The organism is Enterobacter cloacae complex sp. I3 (assembly GCF_014896175.1).
Taxonomy (GTDB): Bacteria; Pseudomonadota; Gammaproteobacteria; order Enterobacterales; family Enterobacteriaceae; genus Enterobacter; species Enterobacter bugandensis.
Map to the genome: position 1 here is coordinate 133639 of NZ_JADBQZ010000003.1, position 23248 is coordinate 156886.

The window sequence follows — 23248 nt, forward strand, 5'->3', positions numbered from 1 at the left end:
CTCCTTATTGGCGTGCTGCCAGCATCGCGGTCAGTTTTTCAGCCCAGGCTTTAGTTTCAGGCAGATCCTGTACCGGCTGGCTGTAGTGGCCACGGGTGTCCGGTGCAACAGGCGTGGTGGCATCAATAATCAGTTTGTCGGTAATGCCCGCCGGGCTGGAGCCAGGGTCGAGTTCAAGCACTGACATGTTCGGCAGCTGCACCAGATCCCCTGCCGGATTGACCTTCGATGAGAGCGCCCACATCACCTGCGGGAGGTTGAACGGATCGACATCCTCATCCACCATAATCACCATCTTCACGTAGCCCAGACCGTGCGGCGTGGTCATGGCGCGTAAACCGACCGCGCGGGCAAAACCACCGTAGCGTTTTTTGGTGGAGATAATTGCCAGCAGACCGTGGGTGTACATCGCGTTCACCGCCTGCACTTCCGGGAATTCCGCCTTCAGCTGCTGGTAAAGCGGCACGCAGGTGGCTGGTCCCATCAGATAGTCAATCTCGGTCCACGGCATGCCGAGGTAAAGGGATTCGAAGATCGGTTTGGTGCGGTAAGAAACTTTGTCGATACGGACCACCGTCATATTACGGCCACCGGAATAGTGTCCGGTAAACTCGCCGAACGGCCCTTCGATTTCACGTTTGCGGCCTTCAATCACCCCTTCCAGGATCACTTCAGCCCCCCACGGCACGTCGAAGCCGGTCAGCGGCGCGGTGGCAATCGGGTACGGGCTTTCGCGCAGCGCGCCGGCCATTTCATACTCAGACTGATCGTATTTCAGCGGCGTGGCGCCCATCAGGGTGATGATCGGGTCGTTGCCGAGAGTAATCGCGATCGGCAGATCTTGCCCGCGCTCTTCCGCTTTGTGCAGATGGAGGGCGATATCGTGCATCGGTACCGGCTGCAGGCCGAGCTTGCGCTTGCCCTTGACCTCCATGCGGTAGATCCCGACGTTCTGCTTGCCGAAATGGTCCGGGTCGAGCGGATCGCGCGAGACAACGCACGCTTTATCGAGATAAAAACCGCCGTCACCGTCGTTCAGGCGAAACAGCGGCAGGATATCGAACAGGTTAATGTCTTCACCGTCGACCGTATTTTGTGCCCAGGCCGGGTTAGCGCGGCGCTCCGGCGTAACGGGGAATTTGTCCCAGCGGCGAATAAACTCGTCGATCTGTTTTTTTACCGGGGTATTCGCTGGCAGCCCCATCGATATGGCATGGTTTTGCCACGAGCCGATGGTGTTCATCACCACGCGGGCATCGGTAAAGCCACGAATATTGTCGAACCACAGCGCGGGCGCGCCGTCCCCAATACGGCCTGTGGCGTTGGCTGCCGCCGCCAGATCCGGCTCCGCATTCACCTCTTCCTCAATTTTCAGCAGTTGCCCTTGCTCATCGAGCGCCTGCAGGAAGCTTCTCAAATCATCAAATGCCATCTTTGTTCTCCTGTGAAAAATGTTTCGCCTCCCGCAACCCGTTCCATCGGCGCGCCTTTTTGTGCTCCAGACCAAACTGGTCGAGCACACGGGTCACGATATGCTGGGTGATGTCATCGGCGGTTTGCGGGTGGTTGTAATACGCAGGCATGGGCGGCACCATCGCCACGCCCATGCGGGAAAGCGCCAGCATGTTCTCCAGATGAATGGTGCTGAGCGGCGTTTCGCGGGGAACGAGCACCAGCTTGCGCCCCTCTTTCAGCACCACATCTGCCGCACGGCCCACCAGCCCTTCGGCGTAGCCCGCGCGGATCCCCGCCAGCGTTTTCATGCTGCAGGGAATGACGATCATGCCGTCGGTGCGAAACGAGCCGGAGGAGATGGTGGCGGCCTGGTCAGCCGGGCTGTGAACAACGTCAGCCAGCGCAGCAACGTCCTGCACGCTGTAAGGCGTTTCCAGCTCAATGGTTGTTTTTGCCCACTTCGACATGACCAGATGGGTCTCTACCTCCGGCATTTCCCTCAGCGCCAGCAGCAGCGCCACGCCCAGCGGAGCCCCCGTTGCTCCTGTCATTCCCACGATCAATCTCATTCATCACCTCAATTAATTTGTTCGTGTACGAACATTTATAGATAAACTACTCCCGGATCGCTCTACTGACAAGATCGTTCGCACACGATCACATTAATTGCTAAAAAATCCCGCGTTATCATCCCGGGCTTTAGCGGCTATCATAGGGGGTGATTTTTTCTGTCGGAGTGTTCATGGAACTAAGACAAGAGGCGTTCCACCTGTTACGTCAGCTTTTTCAACAGCATACCGCTAAGTGGCAACATTCCCTGCCGGAACTGACCAAGCCGCAGTATGCGGTTATGCGCTCCATTGCCGAGCACCCGGGCATTGAGCAGGTGGCATTGACCGAAGTGGCGGTCAGCACGAAGGCGACGCTGGCGGAGATGCTCAGCCGAATGGAGGCGCGCGGGCTGGTCAAACGCGAGCACGATCCCGCAGACAAGCGCCGCCGGTTTGTCTTCCTGACGCCGGAAGGCGAAGCCCTGCTTGCAGACTGCCAGCCGGTCGGCAACGAGGTGGATGAGGCGTTTTTAGGGCGTCTTAATAAGGCCGAACGGGAGCAGTTCTCTGCGCTCATCAAAAAGATGATGCACGATTAATTCACGCTGGCGCGCATAAAATCAATAAAGGTGCGCACTTTCGCAGGCACGTGCCGGGCATCCGGATAAACCGCGTGGATGCCCTGCCGCGCGAAGGTATATTCCGGTAAAACCGGGACCAGTTTTCCCGCATCAAGCGCATCGCGCACCAGCCATTCCGGCAGTAACGCCACGCCACTTCCCGCAAGCGCAAAAGCCATAAGCGCCTGCGCGCTGTCGGCAAACAGGCGCGGCGCTTTTTTTATCTCAAGCATTTCAGGCGCACCGCTGGTATCTTTCACCTGCCAGCGCAGCGGCGACGCTAAGCGCTCGTGAATAATCCAGTCGGCTTGTGCCAGCTGCGCAAGCGATTCAACCGGATGATTCATCCGCCATTCCGGCGTCGCGACGGGCAGGATGGAAAAATGTGAAATCAATGCGGCGTGGTAGCGCGAGTCGGTAAGCGTTCCCAACCGAATAGCCACGTCAAAGCGCTCTGAGATCAGGTCGGCATGGAGTGAAGACGAAACATGACGCACGCGAAGCTCCGGGTGCAGCTGGCTAAACCTTGCCAGCAACGGTACCACGACCCGCGAACCATACTCAGGGGTGGTGGTGATCCGCAATTCACCCGTGAGTCCTGCATGATTCGCGCGAACGTCATCCTGCAGCCGTTCTGCGTCCTTCAGAAGCGCCACGCTGCGCTGATGAAAAAGCGCTCCCGCCTCGGTTAACGTCAGGCGGCGGGTGGAGCGCAGCAGCAGCGTCACCCCCAGCTCGGCTTCGAGCTGGCGAATATTGAAGCTGACCACGGCTTTTGTCAGACCCAGCGCATCGGCTGCGGCAGTAAAGCTGCCGGTATCGGCCACCGCAACAAACATCTGCGTCCGCTGTAGGTTAATCATCATTACGCCTTTTACCGTCAAAATTTTTTTGACAGTATATCGCGCTTTGTCAGGTTTATCCGTGCTTCCGGGGTCGATACGATACGCCACCTCACGGGAGGATCCACCATGACGTATCGCAGCAAAGTCGCCGCTGTCTATCTGCTGGGCTTTTTTCTTGATTTGATCAACATGTTTATTGCCAGCGTCGCTTTTCCGGCGATGGCGCAAGCTCTTAACGCCACGCCTTCAGCGCTTGCCTGGGTCAGTAACGGGTATATTGCCGGCCTGACGCTGGCGATCCCGTTCAGCAGCATGCTCACGCGCCGCTTCGGACCAAAGCGGGTCATCCTGATCTCGCTTTTTCTGTTCAGCGCGGCTTCTGCTGCGGCAGGCTTGTCTGCAACGCTGGAAAGTCTGATCGCCTGGCGCGTGCTGCAGGGCATCGGCGGTGGCTTACTGATCCCCGTCGGACAGGCGCTGACCTGGCAACTGTTTCAGCCTCACGAGCGAGCCAGACTCTCCTCGGCGGTCATGCTGGTCGCGCTGCTTGCTCCCGCCTGCTCCCCCGCTATCGGGGGCCTGCTGGTGCAGATGCTAAGCTGGCGGTGGATATTTTTCGCGACGCTTCCGGTGGCCATCGTGACCTTTGTGTTGGCCTGCCTGTGGCTTAAACATGAAATACCCGCGATGAAAGCGGCCAGGCTGCTCAACCTGCGGTTGCTCGCGGACCCGCTTTTGCGTTTTGCCATGCTTGTCTATGTATGCGTTCCTGGCGTATTTATCGGGGTGAACATTACGGGCATGTTTTATCTTCAGCACGAGGCGAACATGAGCCCAGCCACAACGGGTATGCTCATGCTGCCGTGGTCCGTGGCATCGTTTATCGCCATCACGGCGACGGGACGCTATTTTAACCGTTTCGGCCCACAGCCGCTGATTGTTATCGGCTGCCTGCTGCAGGCGACGGGCATTCTGCTTTTGCTTAACGTCAGTTCGGCTACGTTGCTTCCTGTCGTTGCGTTTACCCTGATGGGCGCGGGGGGAAGCCTGTGCAGCAGTACCGCTCAGAGCAGCGCTTTTCTGACAACGCGCCGGGAAGAGATGCCGGATGCCAGCGCGCTGTGGAATCTCAATCGTCAGTTGAGCTTTTTTGCCGGAGCCCTGCTGCTGGCAGAGGTGCTGAGTCTGGCGCAGAGTTATCTGGCGCCGCTCGCCGCATGGCACGGAATGTTTCTTTTTGCCGCAGGCATGACCCTATTGCCTGTACTGTACGTTTTCCGACTTAACAATACGCAGGTGCTCGCCCAGCTGCGACAGGAGAATTCATGACGCCTTTTGAACACGACATTATCGACCTCCACATTGCGCTTGAAAACTGGTTAGGCAAAGGCGAAGGCGACTCCGACGCCCTGCTCGCCCGTTTCCGGCCAGATTTTCTGATGATCCCACCGGGAGGCGTTCATATCGACTATCACGGCCTTGTGGACTTTCTGCACAGTCAGCGAGGAAGCCGCCCCGGACTGAAGATCGTCATTGACGAATTATCCACGATCGAGCGCTGGGATCGTGGCGCGGTACTGCACTACCGGGAGACGCAAACCCGGCCGGACCTGCCCGTCAACGTGCGCTGGTCAACCGCGGTGCTTAATCAGGAAGGCGGCGGGATTACATGGCGTCTGCTGCACGAAACGGCCCAGCCGTAGCACAAAAGAAAAAGGCCCGTCTCACGACGGGCCTTTTTTGACGAAAGGTTGCTTATTCGCGGAACAGCGCTTCGATATTCAGCCCTTGCCCCTGCAGGATTTCACGCAGGCGGCGCAGACCTTCTACCTGAATCTGACGAACACGTTCACGGGTCAGGCCAATTTCGCGGCCGACGTCTTCCAGTGTCGCAGCTTCATACCCCAGTAAACCGAAACGACGTGCCAGTACTTCACGCTGTTTGGCGTTCAGTTCGAACAGCCATTTGACGATGCTCTGCTTCATGTCATCGTCCTGCGTGGTGTCTTCCGGGCCGTTGTCTTTTTCATCGGCCAGGATGTCCAGCAGCGCTTTTTCGGAGTCGCCACCCAGCGGGGTGTCAACCGAGGTAATGCGCTCGTTGAGACGCAGCATACGGCTTACGTCATCAACCGGTTTATCGAGTTGTTCGGCAATTTCTTCTGCGCTTGGCTCGTGGTCCAGTTTATGGGACAACTCGCGCGCGGTACGCAGATAGACGTTCAACTCTTTGACGATGTGGATCGGCAGTCGGATCGTACGGGTCTGGTTCATAATAGCCCGTTCGATGGTCTGACGAATCCACCAGGTCGCGTAGGTTGAGAAACGGAACCCGCGTTCCGGGTCAAACTTCTCAACTGCGCGGATGAGACCTAAGTTGCCCTCTTCAATCAGATCCAGCAGAGCCAGACCACGATTGCCGTAACGGCGGGCAATTTTCACGACCAGTCGCAGGTTACTTTCGATCATGCGACGACGCGAGGCAACATCACCACGCAAAGCACGACGTGCGAAATAGACTTCTTCTTCGGCCGTTAGCAGTGGGGAGTAACCAATCTCCCCAAGGTAAAGCTGAGTCGCGTCCAGTACACGCTGTGTGGCGCCCTGCGATAACAGCTCTTCTTCAGCCAAATCGTTATCACTGGGTTCCTCTTCTACTAAGGCTTTTTCGTCAAAAGCCTCTGCTCCGTTCTCATCAAATTCCGCATCTTCATTTAAATCATGAACTTTCAGCGTATTCTGACTCATAAGGTGGCTCCTACCCGTGATCCCTGAACGAGACACCCTGGCTGGCATGCCCCGTCAATTTATCGCTGCGGCAAGTACTGCAGCGGGTTTACGGATTTCCCCTTGTAACGAATTTCAAAATGCAAGCGTGTAGAACTGGTTCCGGTGCTACCCATGGTAGCGATTTTTTGCCCCGCCTTAACTTCTTGTTGTTCCCGGACCAGCATTGTGTCGTTATGGGCGTAGGCACTCAGGTAATCATCGTTATGTTTGATGATAATCAGATTACCGTAACCGCGCAGCGCGTTACCGGCATACACAACGCGTCCATCTGCGGTCGCGATGATAGCCTGTCCTTTACTGCCTGCGATATCGATCCCTTTGTTCCCCCCCTCAGAGGTTGCGAAGTTCTCGATAATCTTGCCGTCGGTTGGCCAGCGCCATGCGGTGATGGACGAACTGGCATTCTGACTGCTTGCAGTCGGTTCAGTAGAGCTAACCACAGGTGCCGTGGTCGGTGCTGTGACAACAGTCGCAGTCCCTTTATTATTCGGCAACATTTTGTTAGCAGTCTGATCACCTGAATCCTCAGAATACGTAATTACAGGTTGTGAAGCAACCACCGTGGTGGATTTTTGTGCAGGCTTAACGCTGTTATTTTGAGCCGTCACATCGGCCGCTGAAACCGTATTGCCAGGGGTCAGTGGCGTACCCGTTGCGTTGCCCACCTGGAGCGTTTGGCCAACTTCCAGAGCATACGGGGCCTGGACGTTGTTGCGCTGCGCGAGGTCACGGAAATCGTTCCCGGTGATCCAGGCAATGTAGAACAGCGTATCGCCGCGCTTCACGGTATAGGTACTGCCGCCGGTATAGCTGCCTTTCGGAATGTTCCCATACTGGCGGTTATAGACTATGCGGCCATTTTGGGTCTGAACAGGCTGTTCAACTGGCTGAATCTGCGTTGGCTGTGTAACAGGATGTTGCACAGGCTGAATTTGTGGTGTTTGCTGCGGCGCAGCAGTACCCATTTTAGGCGGAGGCGTGATTAACATTCCGCTGGACGTGTTACCGGAGCCGCTGTTTCCCCCGACGGAACTGACGGGCGCAGGCGCGTTGTTGGAACTTGTACAGCCTGCCAGCCAGAGCGAAACCAGTGATAATGCCGCAACACGGCTGATGGTGAATTTAGGGCTTCCCGCGCTCATTTATCCCCCAGGAATGTGTTAACTACCAGTGACTTAAAATTTACCGTGATGACACGAATCTTTCGCGCCACACCATACGCTGAATTTGCCTTAATAACCCTGGATAAATCCGAGTCTCAGGCCAACTCCCCCTTTACCAGAGGCACAAAGCGCACGGCTTCCACGGTGTCGATAATATACTCGCCGCCGCGCCGACGAACGCGCTTCAATAGCTGCTGCTCGTCCCCGACGGGCAAAACAAGAATGCCCCCCTCATCCAGCTGCGACAAGAGCGCTGCGGGAATTTCAGGCGGAGCCGCCGTCACGATGATAGCGTCAAACGGGGCGCGAGCCTGCCAACCCTGCCATCCATCACCGTGTCGTGTCGAAACATTATGTAAATCAAGTTGTTTCAGGCGACGACGCGCCTGCCATTGCAAACCTTTAATCCGCTCTACGGAACAGACATGGTGTACCAGATGCGCCAGGATGGCGGTCTGATACCCCGACCCGGTGCCAATCTCCAGCACGCGTGAGTCGGGCGTGAGCTCCAGCAGCTCCGTCATCCGCGCCACCATATAAGGCTGCGAAATCGTCTGGCCTTGCCCAATGGGCAGCGCTACGTTTTCCCACGCTTTGTGTTCAAACGCCTCGTCTACAAATTTCTCACGCGGGACCTGAGCGAGCGCTTCAAGCACGTGCTCGTCGCGGATCCCCTGTGCGCGAAGTTGTTCCAGAAGAGTTTGTACACGTTTGCTTACCATTGCGCGTTCACTCCTGCGCGATCCAGCCAGCCCGACACCACATCATGCGCGCTATACGCGGTTAAATCTACGTGCAGCGGAGTGACCGAGACATAGCCATCATCCACGGCGGCAAAGTCGGTGTCCGGACCCGCATCGCACTTATCGCCGGGAGGCCCGATCCAGTACAGCGTGTTGCCGCGAGGATCCTGCTGCGGGATCACCTGATCGGCCGGATGCCGGCTTCCGCAGCGCGTAACGCGAATGCCCTTAATTTCATTAAGAGGAAGATCCGGCACGTTGATATTGAGAATGCGCCCGGTACGCAGCGGCTCGCGGCCGAGCGCCCGCAGGATCGAGCAGGTCACCGCGGCGGCGGTATCGTAGTGCGTGTGGCCGTTTAACGAGACCGCCAGCGCCGGGAACCCCAGATGGCGCCCTTCCATTGCCGCCGCTACCGTTCCGGAGTAAATCACGTCATCGCCGAGGTTCGGCCCGGCGTTAATGCCGGAGACGACGATATCCGGACGCGGGCGCATCAGCGCGTTCACGCCCAGAAACACGCAGTCCGTCGGCGTGCCCATCTGCACGGCAATATCGCCATTTTCAAAGGTAAAGGTGCGAAGCGACGACTCCAGCGTCAGTGAGTTAGACGCTCCACTGCGGTTACGATCGGGGGCCACGACCTGCACATCCGCAAATTCACGGAGGTGCTTCGCCAGGGTCTGAATGCCCGGCGCGTGGATCCCGTCATCGTTACTCAGCAATATTCGCATAATCACCCGAGGTGTTGATTAGTTCCCTGACAACACTGGTGGCAAAGCTACCTGCCGGCAGCCAGAAGCGTAACTCGACGGTAACGTCATCCCACCAGTTCCAGCTTAACTGCTGCGGATAGAGCAGCATCGCGCGGCGCGCTGCTTCGACTTTTTCCCGCACCAGCAAGGATTGTAATTCCGGCGCATCCGCCACGGCGGACTGCTCAGCGCTCAACGCGTCGCCCTGGGTGCCCCAGTCGCCTGAGCCCGGCAAAGCTGCGGTAATCATCAGCGCTTTGGCATCCACGCGCGACTGCACATCGGCCATTTCTTCGGCCGTTGCCACAAACCAGCTTCCGCGTCCCGCTAATTGTAGCGCATCGCCAACAACAACTTGATTCGCGTCCGGTTTTTTCAGCCTTTCGCTCACAATCTGATTAAACAACGCGCTGCGGGCCGCCGACAACCAAAAACTGCGTTTATTCCTGTCGCGCACCGGCGCATCGCTTTGCGCCCAGCGCAGCGCGCCCAGCAGGTTGCTGCCGCCAATGCCAAAGCGCTGCGCGCCAAAGTAGTTCGGAACGCCGCGTTCATTGATGGCATTCAGGCGCTTTTCAACATCTTCACGGTTAGTCACTTCGCGCAGCACCAGCGTAAACGCGTTGCCTTTCAACGCCCCCAGGCGCAGCTTGCGCTTGTGGCGGGCGTACTCCAGCACCTTACAGCCTTCAAGCTCAAATTTGCTTAAATCAGGCATCGCATTGCCGGGCACGCGGGCGCAGAGCCACTGCTCGGTGACGGCGTGTTTATCTTTCTGCCCGGCAAAGCTCACTTCCCGGGCGTGAATTTTGAGGAATTTTGCCAGCGCGTCGGCCACAAAGCGGGTGTTGCAGCCGTTTTTCAGAATACGCACCAGGATATGTTCGCCTTCGCCATCGGGCTCAAAACCCAGATCCTCAACCACGAGGAAATCTTCCGGGCTGGCTTTCAGCACCCCGTTCCCCTGCGGCTTGCCGTGCAGGTATGTCAGGTTATCGAAGTCCGTCATTTTGCCGCCTTCACCAGCAGCGCCACGGCTTCACAGGCAATCCCTTCGCCACGACCGGTAAAGCCCAGCTTCTCCGTGGTGGTGGCTTTGACGTTGACGTCGTCCATATGGCAGCCCAGATCTTCAGCGATAAATACGCGCATCTGCGGAATGTGCGGCAGCATTTTCGGGGCCTGGGCAATAATCGTCACGTCGACGTTGCCGAGGGAGTAACCTTTCGCCTGAATACGGCGCCACGCTTCGCGCAGCAGTTCGCGGCTGTCCGCCCCTTTAAAAGCAGGGTCGGTGTCCGGGAACAGCTTGCCGATATCACCCAGCGCGGCAGCGCCGAGCAGCGCGTCGGTCAGCGCATGCAGCGCCACGTCGCCATCAGAATGCGCCAGCAGCCCTTTTTCGTAAGGAATACGTACGCCGCCAATGATAATTGGGCCTTCTCCGCCAAAGGCGTGTACATCAAAACCGTGTCCAATTCGCATTATGCCTTCTCCTGATGGGTCGAACGGGTAAGATAAAATTCCGCGAGCTGTAAATCTTCCGGGCGCGTCACTTTTATATTATCAGCGCGCCCTTCAACAAGCGTGGGGTGAAAACCGCAATACTCCAGCGCGGAGGCTTCGTCCGTGATGGTCGCGCCTTCATTAAGGGCACGCGTTAAGCAGTCGTGGAGCAGTTCGCGGGGGAAAAATTGCGGCGTCAGCGCGTGCCATAAGTCGACGCGCTCAACGGTGTGGGCGATAGCACGCTTGCCCGGCTCGGCACGCTTCATGGTGTCGCGCACCGGCGCGGCCAGAATGCCGCCCACTTTACTGGTTTCGCTCAGCGCCAGCAGGCGTGCCAGGTCGTCCTGATGCAGGCACGGACGTGCCGCGTCATGGACCAGCACCCACTGGGCGCTTCCGGCAGCCTGAATGCCCGCCAGCACGGAATCGGCGCGCTCGGCGCCGCCATCAACTACGGTAATCTGTGGGTGGTTTGCCAGCGGCAGCTGCGCAAAGCGGGCATCGCCGGGACTGATGGCGATGACCACGTGCGTCACCCGCGGGTGCGCCAGCAGCGCCGCCACGGCGTGCTCAAGGATCGTTTTATCGCCAATTGAGAGGTACTGCTTGGGACATTCTGTCTGCATGCGCCGGCCAAAACCTGCGGCCGGCACCACGGCACATACGTCCGAAAAAGTTGCTGCCATGTCGTAATCCTGGGCCTGATTATCGATTGTTTTGTGCTGAGCCCTGATTGCGTTTAGACGCATCCGGAACCAGACGATAAAAGGTTTCGCCCGGCTTAGTCATACTGAGTTCATTGCGTGCGCGCTCCTCAATCGCCTCCTGGCCGCCATTGAGGTCATCAATTTCAGCAAAGAGTTGATCGTTACGCGCCTTAAGTTTGGCATTTGTTGCCTGCTGAGCCGCGACGTCATCGCTCACCCGGCTGTAGTCGTGCAGCCCGTTCTTACCGAACCACAACGAATATTGCAGCCAGACCAGCAAAGCCAGCAACAGCAGCGTTAGTTTACCCATCCTGCCCCCTGAAAAAACGGCATCATCATCCCATAACTTTCCGTTCGACTCTACTGCGGGGTTTTAATTATGTCGCAAGTTAGCCCATCAGCCATAAAAACAGCAGGCCAAAGATGACGACAACGGTGGCAATCGTGATAACCGTACTGTACAGGAGCTTGCCGTTGAAAAGGGAGTGCAGCGCAACCCCGACAACGACCGCAACGGGCATCAGCGCCAGGAAGAAGGGCCAGGTGTAGAGAAAGAAGAAAAGGGTGTTACCACCGTAGATCAAAAACGGGATACCCAGCGCCAGTAACCACGACGCAAAGCCGACTATCGCCCCAGGGAAGGACCAGGTCGTCTCATTGTCGGTGGTTAACGGTTCCGACCCGGTGGTGATAATGTAGTTTTCACTGTTGCGCATAGCTAATCCTGTGACCGTGACTCATCGTTCGGGAAGACAGCTCCCGAACGATACCGCCTCAGGATCTGATAATATCGTCCCGTCTGAGCAGGTCTAATAATTGGCTTACTAAATTTGTTACCAATTGTTGACCTTCCAGGTGAATCTCAGGCGATTCAGGCGCTTCGTAAACCGAGTCAATTCCGGTGAAGTTTCGCAGCTCGCCGGCACGCGCTTTTTTGTACAGCCCTTTCGGATCGCGCGCTTCGCAGATCTCCAGCGGCGTATCGACAAACACTTCGATAAAGCGATCCTGACCCACGCGCTCGCGCACCATCTGGCGCTCGGCGCGGTGCGGTGAGATAAACGCCGTCAGCACCACCAGCCCGGCGTCTGCCATCAGGCTGGCGACTTCACCTACCCGGCGAATGTTCTCTTTGCGGTCGTCGTCGCTGAACCCCAAATCGCTGCACAGGCCGTGACGCACGTTGTCGCCATCCAGCAGGTAGGTACTTACTCCCTGCTGATGCAGCGCCTCTTCCAGCGCGCCCGCCACCGTGGATTTACCGGAGCCAGACAGCCCGGTAAACCACAGCACCACCCCACGGTGGCCGTGGAGCTGTTCGCGCTGGGCGACGGTGACCGGATGAGGATGCCAGACGACGTTCTCATCATGGGCGGCCATTACTTGCCTCCCAGCAGATCGCGGGCGCCCCAGTGCGGGAAGTGCTTACGCACCAGCGCGTTCAGCTCCAGCTCGAAGGCGCTGAACTCAGAGGTCACGCTCACCTGCGCGTTAGGCTCGCGCACCATGCCAGCACCGACGGTAACGTTGGTCAGGCGGTCAATAAAGATCAGCCCGCCCGTCACCGGGTTCTGCTGATACGGATCCAGCACCAGCGGCTCGTCGAAGGTCAGATCCACCAGGCCAATACCATTCAGTGGCAGCTCGCTCACGTCACGGTGGGTCAGGTTGTTGATGTCCACCTGGAACTGAATGCCGTCCACGCGGGCGCGGGTTTTCTTGCCCGCAATTTTGATGTCGTAGCTCTGGCCTGCGGTCAGCGGCTGTTCGGCCATCCACACCACGTCCACGGACGCGCCCTGCACCGCCGTCAGCGTCTCCTGCGCGTCGACCAGCAGGTCACCGCGGCTGATATCAATTTCGTCTTTCAGCACCAGCGTGACCGCTTCCCCTGCCCCGGCTTCCTGCAGGTCGCCGTCGAACGTCACGATGCGAGCTATTGCTGACTCCACACCGGATGGCAGCACCTTGACGCGCTGCCCTACCTTCACGGTCCCGGAGGCAATCGTGCCGGAGAAGCCGCGGAAGTCGAGGTTTGGACGGTTGACGTACTGCACCGGGAAGCGCATCGGCTGAGTCTCAACCACGCGCTGAATTTCAACGGTCTCCAGCACTTCCAGCAGCGTCGGGCCGCTGTACCACGGCATGTTCGCGCTCTGGGACGCGACGTTATCCCCTTCCAGCGCCGAGAGCGGCACAAAGCGGATATCCAGGTTGCCCGGCAGCTGTTCGGCAAAGGTCAGATAGCTCTGGCGGATCTCCTCGAACTTCTCTTCGCTGAAGTTCACCAGATCCATCTTGTTGACCGCCACCACCAGGTGTTTGATCCCCAGCAGCGTCGAGATAAAGCTGTGACGACGGGTTTGATCCAGCACGCCTTTGCGGGCGTCCATCAGCAGGATTGCCAGATCGCAGGTGGACGCGCCGGTCGCCATATTGCGGGTGTACTGCTCGTGCCCGGGGGTGTCGGCAATAATAAATTTGCGCTTCTCGGTAGAGAAATAGCGGTAGGCCACGTCAATGGTGATGCCCTGCTCGCGCTCCGCCTGCAGGCCGTCCACCAGCAGCGCCAGGTCGAGTTTTTCACCCTGGGTGCCGTGACGCTTACTGTCATTATGCAGGGAAGAGAGCTGATCTTCGTAAATCTGTCGCGTATCGTGCAGCAGGCGGCCAATCAGGGTACTTTTCCCGTCATCCACGCTGCCGCAGGTCAGAAAGCGCAGCAGGCTTTTGTGTTGCTGCGCGTGCAGATACGCTTCCACGCCGCCTTCGTTGGCAATTTGTTGAGCAATAGTGGTGTTCATGGCGGCTCCTTAGAAATAACCCTGACGTTTCTTCAGCTCCATGGAGCCTGCCTGGTCGCGGTCAATCACGCGCCCCTGTCGCTCGCTGGTGGTCGACACCAGCATCTCTTCGATGATCTCCGGCAGCGTCTGCGCGTTCGATTCCACCGCACCGGTCAGCGGCCAGCAGCCGAGGGTGCGGAAACGGACCATCTGTTTTTTAATCACTTCGCCCGGCTGCAGGTCGATGCGATCGTCATCGATCATCATCAGCATGCCGTCGCGCTCCAGCACCGGGCGCTCGGCGGCCAGATACAGCGGAACGATTTCGATGTTTTCCAGATAGATGTACTGCCAGATATCCAGCTCGGTCCAGTTGGAGAGCGGGAAGACGCGGATGCTTTCGCCCTTGTTAATCTGACCGTTGTAGTTGTGCCACAGCTCCGGGCGCTGGTTTTTGGGGTCCCAGCGGTGGAAGCGGTCACGGAAGGAGTAGATACGCTCTTTAGCACGGGATTTCTCTTCGTCACGGCGCGCGCCGCCGAAGGCCGCGTCAAAACCGTATTTATTCAGCGCCTGCTTCAGCCCTTCGGTCTTCATGATATCGGTGTGTTTGGCGCTGCCGTGCACGAACGGGTTAATCCCCATCGCCACTCCTTCCGGGTTTTTATGCACCAGCAGCTCGCAGCCGTAGGCTTTGGCGGTACGGTCGCGGAACTCGTACATCTCGCGGAATTTCCAGCCGGTGTCCACGTGCAGCAGCGGGAACGGCAGCGTGCCCGGATAAAACGCTTTACGCGCCAGATGCAGCATGACGCTGGAATCTTTACCGATGGAGTACATCATCACCGGGTTAGAAAACTCGGCGGCCACTTCGCGGATAATATGGATACTTTCCGCTTCGAGCTGCCGCAGGTGAGTAAGTCGTTTTTGGTCCATAACCGTTCCTTAAGCCAAATTGATAACAGAAGAACCAAAGCCTTCCGTATCGGTTGTGTGTTGGAACCAGGCGAGCGTGCTGTGCAGCTGTACCACTTCACCCACCACGATCAGGGCGGGCATCGGAGCGTCTTTCGCCAGGGTTGCAAGGTCTTGTAATGTGCCGGTCGCGACATGCTGATCGACGCGCGTACCGCGGGAGATCACGGCTACCGGCGTCGTCGCCTCGCGGCCGTGCTGAATAAGCTGTTCGCTGATGTCCGCCGCCTTCATGGTGCCCATGTAGATCGCCAGCGTCTGGCGGCTCTGGGCGAGATGCGACCAGTCAAACGGCGTGCTGTCGGCCTTGTAGTGTCCGGTCACAAAGGTGACGCTCTGGGCATAATCGCGATGGGTGAGCGGGATCCCCGCGTAGGCCGTCACCGCAGAGGCCGCCGTGATGCCGGGCACCACCTGGAACGGTACGCCCGCTTCAGCGGCCGCCTGCAATTCTTCGCCACCACGACCGAAGATAAACGGATCGCCACCTTTCAGGCGCACTACGGTTTTGCCCGCTTTGGCGGCATCAACCAGCATCTGGTTAGTGTCGTGCTGCGGCACAGAGTGCTCGCCCGCCCGCTTGCCGACGCAGATCTGCTCCGCGTCGCGACGGATCAGCTCGCGCACGCCGTCGGTGACCAGATGGTCATAAAACACCACGTCCGCGTCCTGCAGCACCTGCAGGCCGCGCAGCGTCAGGAGCCCGGCATCGCCCGGCCCCGCGCCCACCAGGATGATCTCTCCGCCCGTGCTGCCGGGGTTATCCAGTTCGTCCTCGAGGATTTTCTGCGCCGCCGTCTCATTGCCGGCATGCATCAGGCTGGCAAAGCGGCCGCGAAACACGCGTTCCCAGAAGCGGCGGCGTTCCGTCACGCTGGTCAGGCGGGTTTTAAGATGGTTGCGCCAGTAGCTGGCTTTCTCCGCCATGCGCCCGAGACTGGTCGGCAGCAGCGCTTCGATTTTTTCCCGCAGCACGCGCGCCAGCACCGGCGCGGTACCGCCGGAGGAGATCGCCACCAGCAGCGGCGAACGGTCAACGATCGACGGGAAGATGAACGAGCATAACGGCTGGTCATCCACCACGTTCACCAGGCGGTAACGGGCCTGAGCGGCGTCGGAGATCCGCCGGTTAAGGTCGCGATCTTCGGTCGCCGCAATCACCAGCACAACGCTGTCGATTTGTGACTCGTGAAAATCTGCCTCTGCAACGACCTGCACCTGCGCCCCTGCGCGATGCAGAAACGCAATTTTGCGATCGGCGATTTCACCCGTGCCAACCACCAGCACCGGCTTCTCTTTAATCGCAGCAAATAAGGGCAGATAGTCCACAAGCAACAACTCACTAACAACGAGGAATAGAGGGACTATAGGGGGCGGCTTAGACTGAATGAAATTACGAATTGGAATGAGTAGTTACTCAATGGAATAACGCGATGAAAAAGCTAATACCAAAAAGTGCTTAACGCGCGTCATTTCGGGCATTTAAGAGCAATTCAAATTGTGTATGGACGATCACAGTTTCATACTAGGCGGGTTATTATTTTGCTCTGTTTTTAAGGACTCACTATGTTTTCCGCAACGCGCCACCGTATTGCTGCCCTGGCGCTCGGCGTTTGCTTTATTCTTCCTGCCCAGGCAAAAAACCAACCTTATGGTGAAATCGCCACTATGCAGGCGCGGCATATTGCCACCGTTTTCCCCGGACGCATGACCGGCTCGCCAGCGGAAATGCTTTCCGCGGATTATCTTCGTCAGCAGTTTGCCGACATGGGGTACCAGAGCGATATCCGATCGTTTCACAGCCGCTACGTCTATACCTCACGAAATAAAACGAAAAACTGGCATAACGTGACCGGCAGTACGGTGATTGCGGCCCACGAAGGCAGCGCGGCTGAACAGATTATTATCATGGCTCACCTCGATACCTACGCCCCGCTCAGCGATACCGACACTGATAACAACCTCGGCGGGCTGACGCTGCAGGGCATGGACGATAACGCAGCGGGTCTTGGCGTGATGCTTGAGCTGGCCGAGCGGATGAAAGATATTCCCACCCAATATGGCATTCGCTTCGTCGCCACCAGCGGCGAAGAAGAGGGTAAACTCGGCGCGGAGAATCTCCTTAAGCGCATGAGCGCTGAGGAGAAGAAAAATACGCTGCTGGTGATTAACCTCGATAACCTGATCGTTGGCGACAAGCTCTATTTCAACAGCGGGCAGAGTACGCCGGGTACCGTGCGCAAGCTAACGCGCGACCGCGCGCTGGCGATTGCCCGTAGCCATGGTGTTTATGCCACCAGCAACCCCGGCGGTAACCCGAATTATCCGCGAGGCACCGGCTGCTGCAGCGACGGGGAAGTGTTCGATAAGGCGGGCATTCCGGTGCTGTACGTGGAAGCCACTAACTGGGCGCTGGGCAAGAAAGACGGCTATCAGCAGCGAACAAAAACGAAGGCTTTTCCGGACGGGACCAGCTGGCATAACGTGATGCTGGATAATCAGCAGCACATCGATCGCGCGCTGCCGCAGCGGATTGAGCACCGCACTCGTGATGTGGTGAAGGTGATGCTGCCGCTGGTGAAGGAGCTGGCAAAAGCGGGAAAAGCCTGAGGTTTTTAAGTATAGCGGGGCCTGAAGCCCTCACCCCAACCCTCTCCCACAGGGAGAGGGAGGATAAAGGATCACCCTTCGTGCAACCCGCACTCGCGCTTCAGCCCGAAGAATCGCGTCTCTTCTTCCGCCATTCCCGGTTCCCACTTACGCGTGGTGTGGGTGTCGCCCACCGACAGATAGCCCTGATCCCACAGCGGATGGTACTTCAGCCCGTGCTTTTGCAGGTACTGATACACCGTCCGGTTATCCCAGTCGATAATCGGCAGCACTTTAAACACCCCGCGCTGCACCGCCAGCACCGGTAAGGTTGCCCGGCTGCCGGACTGCTCACGGCGCAGGCCCGCGAACCACGTCTGGGCATTAAGCTCTTTCAGCGCCCGGTTCATCGGCTCAACTTTGTTGATCTCATTGTATTTCTCAATGCCCTCAACGCCCTGCTCCCACAGCTTGCCGTAGCGCGCCTCCTGCCAGGCCGCGCTTTCCGTCGCGCGATAAACTTTCAGGTTCAGCCTGAGCTTGTCCGTCAGCTCGTCAATAAACTGGTAGGTTTCCGGGAATAGATAGCCGGTATCGGTGAGGATCACCGGAATGTCCGGACGGATCTGATTCACCAGATGCAGGCTGACCGCCGCCTGAATACCAAAGCTCGACGAGAGAACATACTCTCCCGGCAGGTTTTCCAGCGCCCACGCCACGCGCCCTTCGGCGTCCAGCTTTTCAAGGTGGGCATTGGTTTCTGCCAGCGCCAGAATGCGTTCGACTTTTGGCAGGTCATTAAGGGCGTTAAGATCGAGTTCGGACATAATTACCTCTCGTGATTACTCCCAGAAATCCCTGGCGGGATCGAGCACCGGGCGAATAATGCCCGCACGCACCGTAAAGTCGCCGAAGCCTTCACCCGCTTCGCGCTCTTTCGCCCAGCGCCCGACAAGCTCGTCGATGGAATCAAGAATTTCCGGTTCCGTAATATTTTCACGGTACATACGCGGAATGCGCGTCCCCATACGATTGCCGCCAAGGTGCACGTTGTAACGACCCGGCGCTTTCCCCACCAGCCCCAGCTCGGCCAGCATCGCGCGACCGCAGCCGTTCGGGCAGCCGGTGACGCGCATAACAATATGCTCGTCCGGAATACCGTGTTTTTCCAGAATCGCTTCTACCTTGTCAGTAAATGACGGCAGGAAACGTTCCGCTTCGGCCATCGCCAGCGGGCAGGTCGGGAACGACACGCAGGCCATCGAGTTTTCACGCTGCGGTTTGACCGCATCCATTAACCCGTGATCGCGCGCCAGCTTCTCGATCTTCGCCTTCTGGCTCTCCGGCACGCCGGCAATGATCAGGTTCTGGTTAGCGGTAATGCGGAACTCACCCTTATGGATCTTCGCAATTTCCAGCAGACCGGTTTTCAGCGGACGCCCCGGATAATCCAGAATGCGGCCGTTTTCGATAAACAGCGTCAGGTGCCATTTATTATCGATACCTTTGACCCAGCCGATGCGATCGCCGCGACCGGTGAATTCGTAAGGGCGGATCGGCTCAAACTTGATGCCCGCGCGACGCTCCACTTCCGCTTTGAACGTCTCGATGCCCACGCGCTCCAGGGTGTATTTGGTTTTCGCGTTTTTACGGTCGGTACGATTACCCCAGTCGCGCTGGGTGGTCACCACCGCTTCGGCCACGGCCAGCGTGTGCTCCAGCGGCAGGAAGCCGAACTCGCTCGCGGTGCGGGCGTAGGTTTTCTTGTTACCGTGTTCGATGGACAGGCCGCCGCCCACCAGCAGGTTAAAGCCAATCAGCTTGCCGTTTTCGGCAATTGCCACGAAGTTCATGTCGTTGGCGTGCAGGTCGATATCGTTCTGCGGCGGGATCACCACCGTGGTTTTGAACTTACGCGGCAGGTAGGTCTGGCCAAGGATCGGCTCTTCGTCGGTGGTCGCGACTTTTTCCTGATCGAGCCAGATCTCAGCATAGGCGCGCGTACGCGGCAGCAGGTGCTCGGAGATCTTCTTCGCCCACTCGTACGCTTCGGCGTGCAGCTCGGACTCATACGGGTTCGAGGTGCAGAGCACGTTACGGTTCATGTCGTTGGCGGTCGCCAGCGCGTCCAGCCCAACGGAGTGCAGCATCTGGTGCACCGGCTTGACGTTCTTCTTCAGAATGCCGTGGAACTGGAAGGTCTGACGGTTAGTCAGACGGATGCTGCCGTAGATCGTGTTTTCACCGGCAAACTTGTCGATCGCCTGCCACTGTTTGGTGGTAATCACCCCGCCCGGCAGACGGCAGCGCAGCAGCATCGCGTGACGCGGCTCCAGCTTCTGTTCTGCACGCTCGGCGCGTATATCGCGGTCGTCCTGCTGATACATGCCGTGGAAGCGAATCAGCAGGAAGTTGTCGCCTTTGAAACCGCCGGTGAGACCGTCATTCAGATCTTCAGCAATGGTGCCGCGCAGATAGTTGCTTTCCAGCTTCATGCGCTCGGCGTCTGTCAGTTTACCTTCGACCACCAGTGGCCCTGGATGTTTTTCGCTCATTAGTAGACATCTCGCTGATAACGGCGCTCAACGCGCAGCTCACTTAAAAATTCGTCCGCCGTTTCGGCATCCATACCGCCGAATTCGGCAATCACTTCCAGCAGTGCCTGCTCAACGTCTTTCGCCATGCGATTGGCGTCGCCGCAGACATAAATGTGGGCACCGTCATTGATCCAGCGCCACAGCTCTGCGCCCTGTTCGCGCAGTTTGTCTTGTACGTATACTTTTTCTTTCTGATCGCGGGACCAGGCCAGATCGATGCGGGTCAGTACGCCCTCTTTGACGTAGCGCTGCCACTCAACCTGGTAGAGGAAATCTTCGGTAAAGTGCGGGTTGCCGAAGAACAGCCAGTTTTTACCCGGCGCGTCGTCCGCGGCACGCTGCTGCATAAAGGCGCGGAACGGCGCGATGCCGGTGCCCGGGCCAATCATGATCACCGGCGTCTCCGGGTTCGCCGGCAGGCGGAAGTTGTCGTTGTGCTCGATAAAGACGCGCACCTCGCCCTCTTCTTCCACGCGGTCCGCCAGGAAGCTTGATGCCCCACCCGCGCGGGCGCGGCCTTCGATGTCGTAGCGCACCACGCCGACGGTAACGTGAACTTCGCTTTCCACTTCCGCCTGGGAAGAGGCGATAGAGTACAGGCGTGGGGTCAGCGGACGCAGCAGACCGATCAGCGCATCGGCATCCAGCTGTGCCGGAGAGAAACGCACCATATCGACAATCGGCGTCGTCGCGGCGTAATGCTGCAGCTTCGCTTTGTCGCCCACCAGCGGCAGCAGGGATTCGCTGCGCGTTAGGGTGGCATAATTCTCGACGATATTCGGGGTGTTCACCGTCAGCTCGAAATGCCACTGCAGCGCCTCTGAAAGTGGCTGGGTTTTGCCGTCAACGGTGACGGGCTCGTCACCCTTCAGCCACAGCAGTTCCACCAGCTCTTTCACCAGCGCCGGATCGTTCTGATACCAGACGCCCAGCGCATCGCCAGGCTGATAGCGCAGGCCGGAGTCGCCAAGATCGATTTCAATATGGCGCACGTCTTTTTCCGAGTCGCGGCCCGTAATTTTCTGGTTCACCGACAGGCTCGCCGTCAGCGGCGACTCTTTGGTGTACGGGCTGGTGTGGATCTCATTGACGGTGCCCGCAGCGGTCACCGCGGCCTGTGCTGGCGTCTCTTTCGGGACGCGGGCTTTCAATACCTCAACGATGCGCGCACGCCATTCAGCGGCGGCAGTCTGGTATTCCACATCCGCGTCCACGCGGTCCAGCAGGCGCTCCGCGCCCAGCTCCGCCAGCTTGCTGTCGAAGTCTTTACCGGACTGGCAGAAGAATTCATAGGAGGTATCGCCCAGGCCAAAGACGGCAAACGCCGTGCCGTTCAGCTTCGGCGCTTTTTTCGAGAACAGGAACTTATGCAGCGCCACCGCTTCTTCAGCGGGTTCACCTTCACCCTGGGTCGAGGCGACCATCACCAGCAGTTTTTCTGACGCGATTTGTTTGAATTTATAATCCCCGGCGTTGACCAGGTTCACGTTCAGTTTGGCGGCCAGCAGATCATCACGTAGCGCTTCGGCCACGCGGCGGGCGTTGCCCGTCTGCGAGGCGCTTATCAGCGTAATGGCAGGAATTTCCACGGCCGTTGCCGGTGCGCCAGCCACCGCGCCAGGCTGCTGGTTGAGCATTCCCCAGAAATAACCGGAGACCCAGGCAAGCTGAGTGGGAGAAAAATCAGAGGTGGCAGCCTGAAGGCGCGCCAGTTGCTCCGGGTTAAGGGGAAGCAAATTTGAAGGTGGGGCCTGTGTTGTCATGCGTCGTTATGTTCCAGTAGCCAAGCGGACTTTAAGCGAATAAATCCAAACTGAAGATAAGGTTAACGGCGTGGATAATAACAATTAAAGAAGGGATGGAAATAATAAATAACCAAATGGACTAACCTGTTTTAGTTATCGTTCTTAGCGATAAAAACGATTGAATAACCATTTGAAATAAAACAATAAAAACCAATAATCACCCTGAATACCGGGCGTTCACCGTTCAGAGCCGTTTTAGTTAATGCTAAAAATTGTGCTTTCCGGTACTATGCGGCGGTTTTTTCCGCATTACTGAGAGCGATCATGTCCACCACACTGTTTAAAGATTTCACCTTCGAAGCCGCCCACCACCTTCCGCACGTTCCTGCAGGACATAAATGCGGCCGCCTGCACGGGCATTCGTTTATGGTGCGTCTTGAGATCACCGGTGAAGTTGATCCGCATACCGGTTGGATCATGGACTTTGCCGAGCTGAAGGCCGCGTTTAAGCCGACCTACGATCGTCTGGATCACTACTATCTCAACGATATTCCGGGTCTGGAAAACCCGACCAGCGAAGTGCTGGCAAAATGGATCTGGGATCAGATGAAGCCGCTGGTACCGCTGCTGAGCGCGGTGATGATCAAAGAAACCTGCACGGCAGGCTGCGTGTATCGCGGAGAGTAAAAAAAGCCCGGCAAAACCGGGCTTTTTTTTAGGCAATATTCAGATACTTGTGCGTCTGCATCGACAGCCGCCAGTTGCGCGCAATGCAGGTTTCAATGCACAGGCGCGTCGCATCTTCTTTCTGGCTGATCGGCTGCAGGGCGATTACCCGCTGCTTCTCATCCGTCAGCGTTGCCAGCAGTTCATCCAGCGCTTCGATATCACGTACGCGTCCTACCGGATGCTTAATTTCATCCGCGCGCTCCAGCGCCTGAGACAGCACGTCATACCCGCCACGCATATTCACTTTTGGCGATACCGTCACCCAGGTGGTGTGTGAACAGCGCACTTCATGGGTGCCGCTGGTCTCAATCTGGCAGCTGTAGCCGTTCTTTTCGAGCAGCTCGGTCAGCGGCGTCAGATCGTGAATGCAGGGTTCGCCGCCGGTGATGACGACGTGGCGAGCCGTCCAGCCCTGGCGACCAATTATGGCCAGCAGGTCTTCTGCACTGCCCGCGCCCCACTTATCACTCTCTTTGGTTTTCGCCAGAATGCTAAACAGCGACACTTCCCGATCTGCGAGCTTATCCCACGTATGTTTGGTATCACACCAGGCACAGCCAACCGGGCATCCCTGTAAACGAATAAAGATAGCGGGAACGCCGGTAAAGTAACCCTCGCCTTGCAGGGTCTGGAACATCTCGTTAATCGGGTACTGCATAGTCATCTCAGTAAAGGGGATAAACGATAAG

General features: G+C 57.7%; 25 protein-coding genes. 5 read left to right on the forward strand and 20 right to left on the reverse strand.

Annotation, left to right across the window (positions count from 1 at the left end; genetic code table 11):
• Positions 1-4 precede the first annotated feature (4 nt).
• Positions 5-1432: a non-oxidative hydroxyarylic acid decarboxylases subunit C gene (locus IM271_RS03165; RefSeq protein ID WP_049002049.1), complete on the reverse strand. Its 1428-nt coding sequence runs from the start codon at positions 1430-1432 to the stop codon at positions 5-7.
• Entirely contained in the window at positions 1422-2024 is a 603-nt protein-coding gene (locus IM271_RS03170; RefSeq protein ID WP_028014231.1) for a non-oxidative hydroxyarylic acid decarboxylases subunit B, read from the reverse strand. The genes IM271_RS03165 and IM271_RS03170 overlap by 11 nt, the downstream gene beginning before the upstream one ends.
• 173 nt (positions 2025-2197) lie before the next feature.
• On the opposite strand from IM271_RS03170, the gene IM271_RS03175 reads away from it, so the two are divergent.
• On the forward strand, positions 2198-2605 hold the full coding sequence (locus tag IM271_RS03175) for a MarR family winged helix-turn-helix transcriptional regulator (RefSeq protein WP_028014232.1): 408 nt from the start codon (positions 2198-2200) through the stop codon (positions 2603-2605).
• Here the strand turns inward: IM271_RS03175 and IM271_RS03180 are convergent.
• Positions 2602-3489 carry a LysR family transcriptional regulator gene (locus tag IM271_RS03180; protein WP_192987235.1) on the reverse strand — a complete coding sequence of 296 codons (888 nt, stop codon included), beginning with the start codon at positions 3487-3489 and terminating at the stop codon, positions 2602-2604. The two genes, IM271_RS03175 and IM271_RS03180, sit on opposite strands and share 4 nt — an antisense overlap.
• A gap of 108 nt (positions 3490-3597) precedes the next feature.
• On the opposite strand from IM271_RS03180, the gene IM271_RS03185 reads away from it, so the two are divergent.
• A complete protein-coding gene (locus IM271_RS03185; protein WP_192971678.1) occupies positions 3598-4800 on the forward strand; it encodes an MFS transporter in 1203 nt (400 codons plus the stop codon).
• Positions 4797-5174, forward strand: a complete 378-nt coding sequence (locus IM271_RS03190; RefSeq protein ID WP_048956592.1) for a DUF4440 domain-containing protein — start codon at positions 4797-4799, stop codon at positions 5172-5174. The genes IM271_RS03185 and IM271_RS03190 overlap by 4 nt, the downstream gene beginning before the upstream one ends.
• A gap of 52 nt (positions 5175-5226) precedes the next feature.
• Here IM271_RS03190 and rpoS read toward each other — a convergent pair whose 3' ends face one another.
• The 13 genes from rpoS to cysG all read right to left on the reverse strand — a co-directional run bounded on the left by rpoS (position 5227) and on the right by cysG (position 16219).
• Positions 5227-6219 (reverse strand): RNA polymerase sigma factor RpoS, encoded by a 993-nt coding sequence (rpoS, locus tag IM271_RS03195; protein ID WP_013098493.1) that lies wholly within the window; start codon positions 6217-6219, stop codon positions 5227-5229.
• Positions 6220-6278: 59 nt separating this feature from the next.
• Complete coding sequence (gene nlpD / locus IM271_RS03200) at positions 6279-7403, reverse strand: murein hydrolase activator NlpD (RefSeq protein WP_041908436.1); 1125 nt, start codon at positions 7401-7403, stop codon at positions 6279-6281.
• A 116-nt stretch (positions 7404-7519) separates the two neighbouring features.
• Entirely contained in the window at positions 7520-8146 is a 627-nt protein-coding gene (locus IM271_RS03205) for a protein-L-isoaspartate(D-aspartate) O-methyltransferase (RefSeq protein WP_028014237.1), read from the reverse strand.
• The gene (gene surE, locus IM271_RS03210; RefSeq protein WP_041908434.1) at positions 8140-8901 is read right to left on the reverse strand and encodes a 5'/3'-nucleotidase SurE; all 762 of its coding nucleotides are present in this window, start codon (positions 8899-8901) and stop codon (positions 8140-8142) included. Before surE ends, IM271_RS03205 begins: the two co-directional genes overlap by 7 nt.
• A complete protein-coding gene (truD, locus tag IM271_RS03215; protein ID WP_193052161.1) occupies positions 8882-9931 on the reverse strand; it encodes a tRNA pseudouridine(13) synthase TruD in 1050 nt (349 codons plus the stop codon). Before truD ends, surE begins: the two co-directional genes overlap by 20 nt.
• Positions 9928-10407, reverse strand: a complete 480-nt coding sequence (ispF, locus tag IM271_RS03220; protein ID WP_126817272.1) for a 2-C-methyl-D-erythritol 2,4-cyclodiphosphate synthase — start codon at positions 10405-10407, stop codon at positions 9928-9930. The genes truD and ispF overlap by 4 nt, the downstream gene beginning before the upstream one ends.
• A complete protein-coding gene (ispD, locus tag IM271_RS03225; RefSeq protein ID WP_028014240.1) occupies positions 10407-11117 on the reverse strand; it encodes a 2-C-methyl-D-erythritol 4-phosphate cytidylyltransferase in 711 nt (236 codons plus the stop codon). The genes ispF and ispD overlap by 1 nt, the downstream gene beginning before the upstream one ends.
• A 19-nt stretch (positions 11118-11136) precedes the next feature.
• Positions 11137-11448, reverse strand: a complete 312-nt coding sequence (gene ftsB, locus IM271_RS03230; protein WP_003862095.1) for a cell division protein FtsB — start codon at positions 11446-11448, stop codon at positions 11137-11139.
• 79 nt (positions 11449-11527) lie between these two features.
• Positions 11528-11854, reverse strand: coding sequence for a DUF3561 family protein (locus tag IM271_RS03235; RefSeq protein WP_028014241.1), 327 nt, complete (start codon positions 11852-11854; stop codon positions 11528-11530).
• Positions 11855-11912: 58 nt separating this feature from the next.
• Positions 11913-12518, reverse strand: coding sequence for an adenylyl-sulfate kinase (gene cysC / locus IM271_RS03240; RefSeq protein ID WP_028014242.1), 606 nt, complete (start codon positions 12516-12518; stop codon positions 11913-11915).
• Positions 12518-13942, reverse strand: a complete 1425-nt coding sequence (gene cysN, locus IM271_RS03245; RefSeq protein ID WP_193052162.1) for a sulfate adenylyltransferase subunit CysN — start codon at positions 13940-13942, stop codon at positions 12518-12520. The genes cysC and cysN overlap by 1 nt, the downstream gene beginning before the upstream one ends.
• A gap of 9 nt (positions 13943-13951) precedes the next feature.
• Positions 13952-14860, reverse strand: coding sequence for a sulfate adenylyltransferase subunit CysD (gene cysD, locus IM271_RS03250; protein ID WP_008499613.1), 909 nt, complete (start codon positions 14858-14860; stop codon positions 13952-13954).
• A gap of 9 nt (positions 14861-14869) precedes the next feature.
• A complete protein-coding gene (cysG, locus tag IM271_RS03255) occupies positions 14870-16219 on the reverse strand; it encodes a siroheme synthase CysG (RefSeq protein WP_193052187.1) in 1350 nt (449 codons plus the stop codon).
• Positions 16220-16465: 246 nt separating this feature from the next.
• Here cysG and IM271_RS03260 point away from each other — a divergent pair, with 246 nt between their 5' ends.
• A complete protein-coding gene (locus IM271_RS03260; RefSeq protein ID WP_193052163.1) occupies positions 16466-17509 on the forward strand; it encodes an aminopeptidase in 1044 nt (347 codons plus the stop codon).
• Positions 17510-17580: 71 nt separating this feature from the next.
• On the opposite strand, the gene cysH is transcribed toward IM271_RS03260, so the two are convergent.
• Genes cysH through cysJ form a run of 3 tightly spaced genes read right to left on the reverse strand, consistent with a single transcriptional unit; the run spans position 17581 to position 21848 of the window.
• Positions 17581-18315 (reverse strand): phosphoadenosine phosphosulfate reductase, encoded by a 735-nt coding sequence (gene cysH, locus IM271_RS03265; protein ID WP_023344813.1) that lies wholly within the window; start codon positions 18313-18315, stop codon positions 17581-17583.
• 15 nt (positions 18316-18330) lie between these two features.
• Positions 18331-20043: an assimilatory sulfite reductase (NADPH) hemoprotein subunit gene (gene cysI / locus IM271_RS03270; RefSeq protein WP_193052164.1), complete on the reverse strand. Its 1713-nt coding sequence runs from the start codon at positions 20041-20043 to the stop codon at positions 18331-18333.
• The gene (gene cysJ, locus IM271_RS03275; protein ID WP_193052165.1) at positions 20043-21848 is read right to left on the reverse strand and encodes an NADPH-dependent assimilatory sulfite reductase flavoprotein subunit; all 1806 of its coding nucleotides are present in this window, start codon (positions 21846-21848) and stop codon (positions 20043-20045) included. The genes cysI and cysJ overlap by 1 nt, the downstream gene beginning before the upstream one ends.
• 306 nt (positions 21849-22154) lie before the next feature.
• Here cysJ and queD point away from each other — a divergent pair, with 306 nt between their 5' ends.
• Entirely contained in the window at positions 22155-22517 is a 363-nt protein-coding gene (gene queD / locus IM271_RS03280; protein ID WP_003862700.1) for a 6-carboxytetrahydropterin synthase QueD, read from the forward strand.
• Between the two features lie 28 nt (positions 22518-22545).
• On the opposite strand, the gene queE is transcribed toward queD, so the two are convergent.
• Positions 22546-23217, reverse strand: a complete 672-nt coding sequence (gene queE / locus IM271_RS03285; protein ID WP_028014249.1) for a 7-carboxy-7-deazaguanine synthase QueE — start codon at positions 23215-23217, stop codon at positions 22546-22548.
• Positions 23218-23248: the final 31 nt, after the last annotated feature.

Bases quoted from the DNA above. Each gene is read 5' to 3' on its own strand.
- IM271_RS03165 (WP_049002049.1), bottom strand. From the start codon at position 1,432: ATGGCATTTGATGATTTGAGAAGCTTCCTGCAGGCGCTCGATGAGCAA.
- IM271_RS03260 (WP_193052163.1), top strand. From the start codon at position 16,466: ATGTTTTCCGCAACGCGCCACCGTATTGCTGCCCTGGCGCTCGGCGTT.
- IM271_RS03170 (WP_028014231.1), bottom strand. From the start codon at position 2,024: ATGAGATTGATCGTGGGAATGACAGGAGCAACGGGGGCTCCGCTGGGC.
- ftsB (WP_003862095.1), bottom strand. From the start codon at position 11,448: ATGGGTAAACTAACGCTGCTGTTGCTGGCTTTGCTGGTCTGGCTGCAA.
- IM271_RS03180 (WP_192987235.1), bottom strand. From the start codon at position 3,489: ATGATTAACCTACAGCGGACGCAGATGTTTGTTGCGGTGGCCGATACC.
- ispF (WP_126817272.1), bottom strand. From the start codon at position 10,407: ATGCGAATTGGACACGGTTTTGATGTACACGCCTTTGGCGGAGAAGGC.
- ispD (WP_028014240.1), bottom strand. From the start codon at position 11,117: ATGGCAGCAACTTTTTCGGACGTATGTGCCGTGGTGCCGGCCGCAGGT.
- queE (WP_028014249.1), bottom strand. From the start codon at position 23,217: ATGCAGTACCCGATTAACGAGATGTTCCAGACCCTGCAAGGCGAGGGT.
- cysI (WP_193052164.1), bottom strand. From the start codon at position 20,043: ATGAGCGAAAAACATCCAGGGCCACTGGTGGTCGAAGGTAAACTGACA.
- truD (WP_193052161.1), bottom strand. From the start codon at position 9,931: ATGACGGACTTCGATAACCTGACATACCTGCACGGCAAGCCGCAGGGG.
- surE (WP_041908434.1), bottom strand. From the start codon at position 8,901: ATGCGAATATTGCTGAGTAACGATGACGGGATCCACGCGCCGGGCATT.
- IM271_RS03205 (WP_028014237.1), bottom strand. From the start codon at position 8,146: ATGGTAAGCAAACGTGTACAAACTCTTCTGGAACAACTTCGCGCACAG.
- queD (WP_003862700.1), top strand. From the start codon at position 22,155: ATGTCCACCACACTGTTTAAAGATTTCACCTTCGAAGCCGCCCACCAC.
- rpoS (WP_013098493.1), bottom strand. From the start codon at position 6,219: ATGAGTCAGAATACGCTGAAAGTTCATGATTTAAATGAAGATGCGGAA.
- cysC (WP_028014242.1), bottom strand. From the start codon at position 12,518: ATGGCCGCCCATGATGAGAACGTCGTCTGGCATCCTCATCCGGTCACC.
- IM271_RS03235 (WP_028014241.1), bottom strand. From the start codon at position 11,854: ATGCGCAACAGTGAAAACTACATTATCACCACCGGGTCGGAACCGTTA.
- cysD (WP_008499613.1), bottom strand. From the start codon at position 14,860: ATGGACCAAAAACGACTTACTCACCTGCGGCAGCTCGAAGCGGAAAGT.
- cysJ (WP_193052165.1), bottom strand. From the start codon at position 21,848: ATGACAACACAGGCCCCACCTTCAAATTTGCTTCCCCTTAACCCGGAG.
- IM271_RS03175 (WP_028014232.1), top strand. From the start codon at position 2,198: ATGGAACTAAGACAAGAGGCGTTCCACCTGTTACGTCAGCTTTTTCAA.
- nlpD (WP_041908436.1), bottom strand. From the start codon at position 7,403: ATGAGCGCGGGAAGCCCTAAATTCACCATCAGCCGTGTTGCGGCATTA.
- IM271_RS03185 (WP_192971678.1), top strand. From the start codon at position 3,598: ATGACGTATCGCAGCAAAGTCGCCGCTGTCTATCTGCTGGGCTTTTTT.
- cysN (WP_193052162.1), bottom strand. From the start codon at position 13,942: ATGAACACCACTATTGCTCAACAAATTGCCAACGAAGGCGGCGTGGAA.
- IM271_RS03190 (WP_048956592.1), top strand. From the start codon at position 4,797: ATGACGCCTTTTGAACACGACATTATCGACCTCCACATTGCGCTTGAA.
- cysH (WP_023344813.1), bottom strand. From the start codon at position 18,315: ATGTCCGAACTCGATCTTAACGCCCTTAATGACCTGCCAAAAGTCGAA.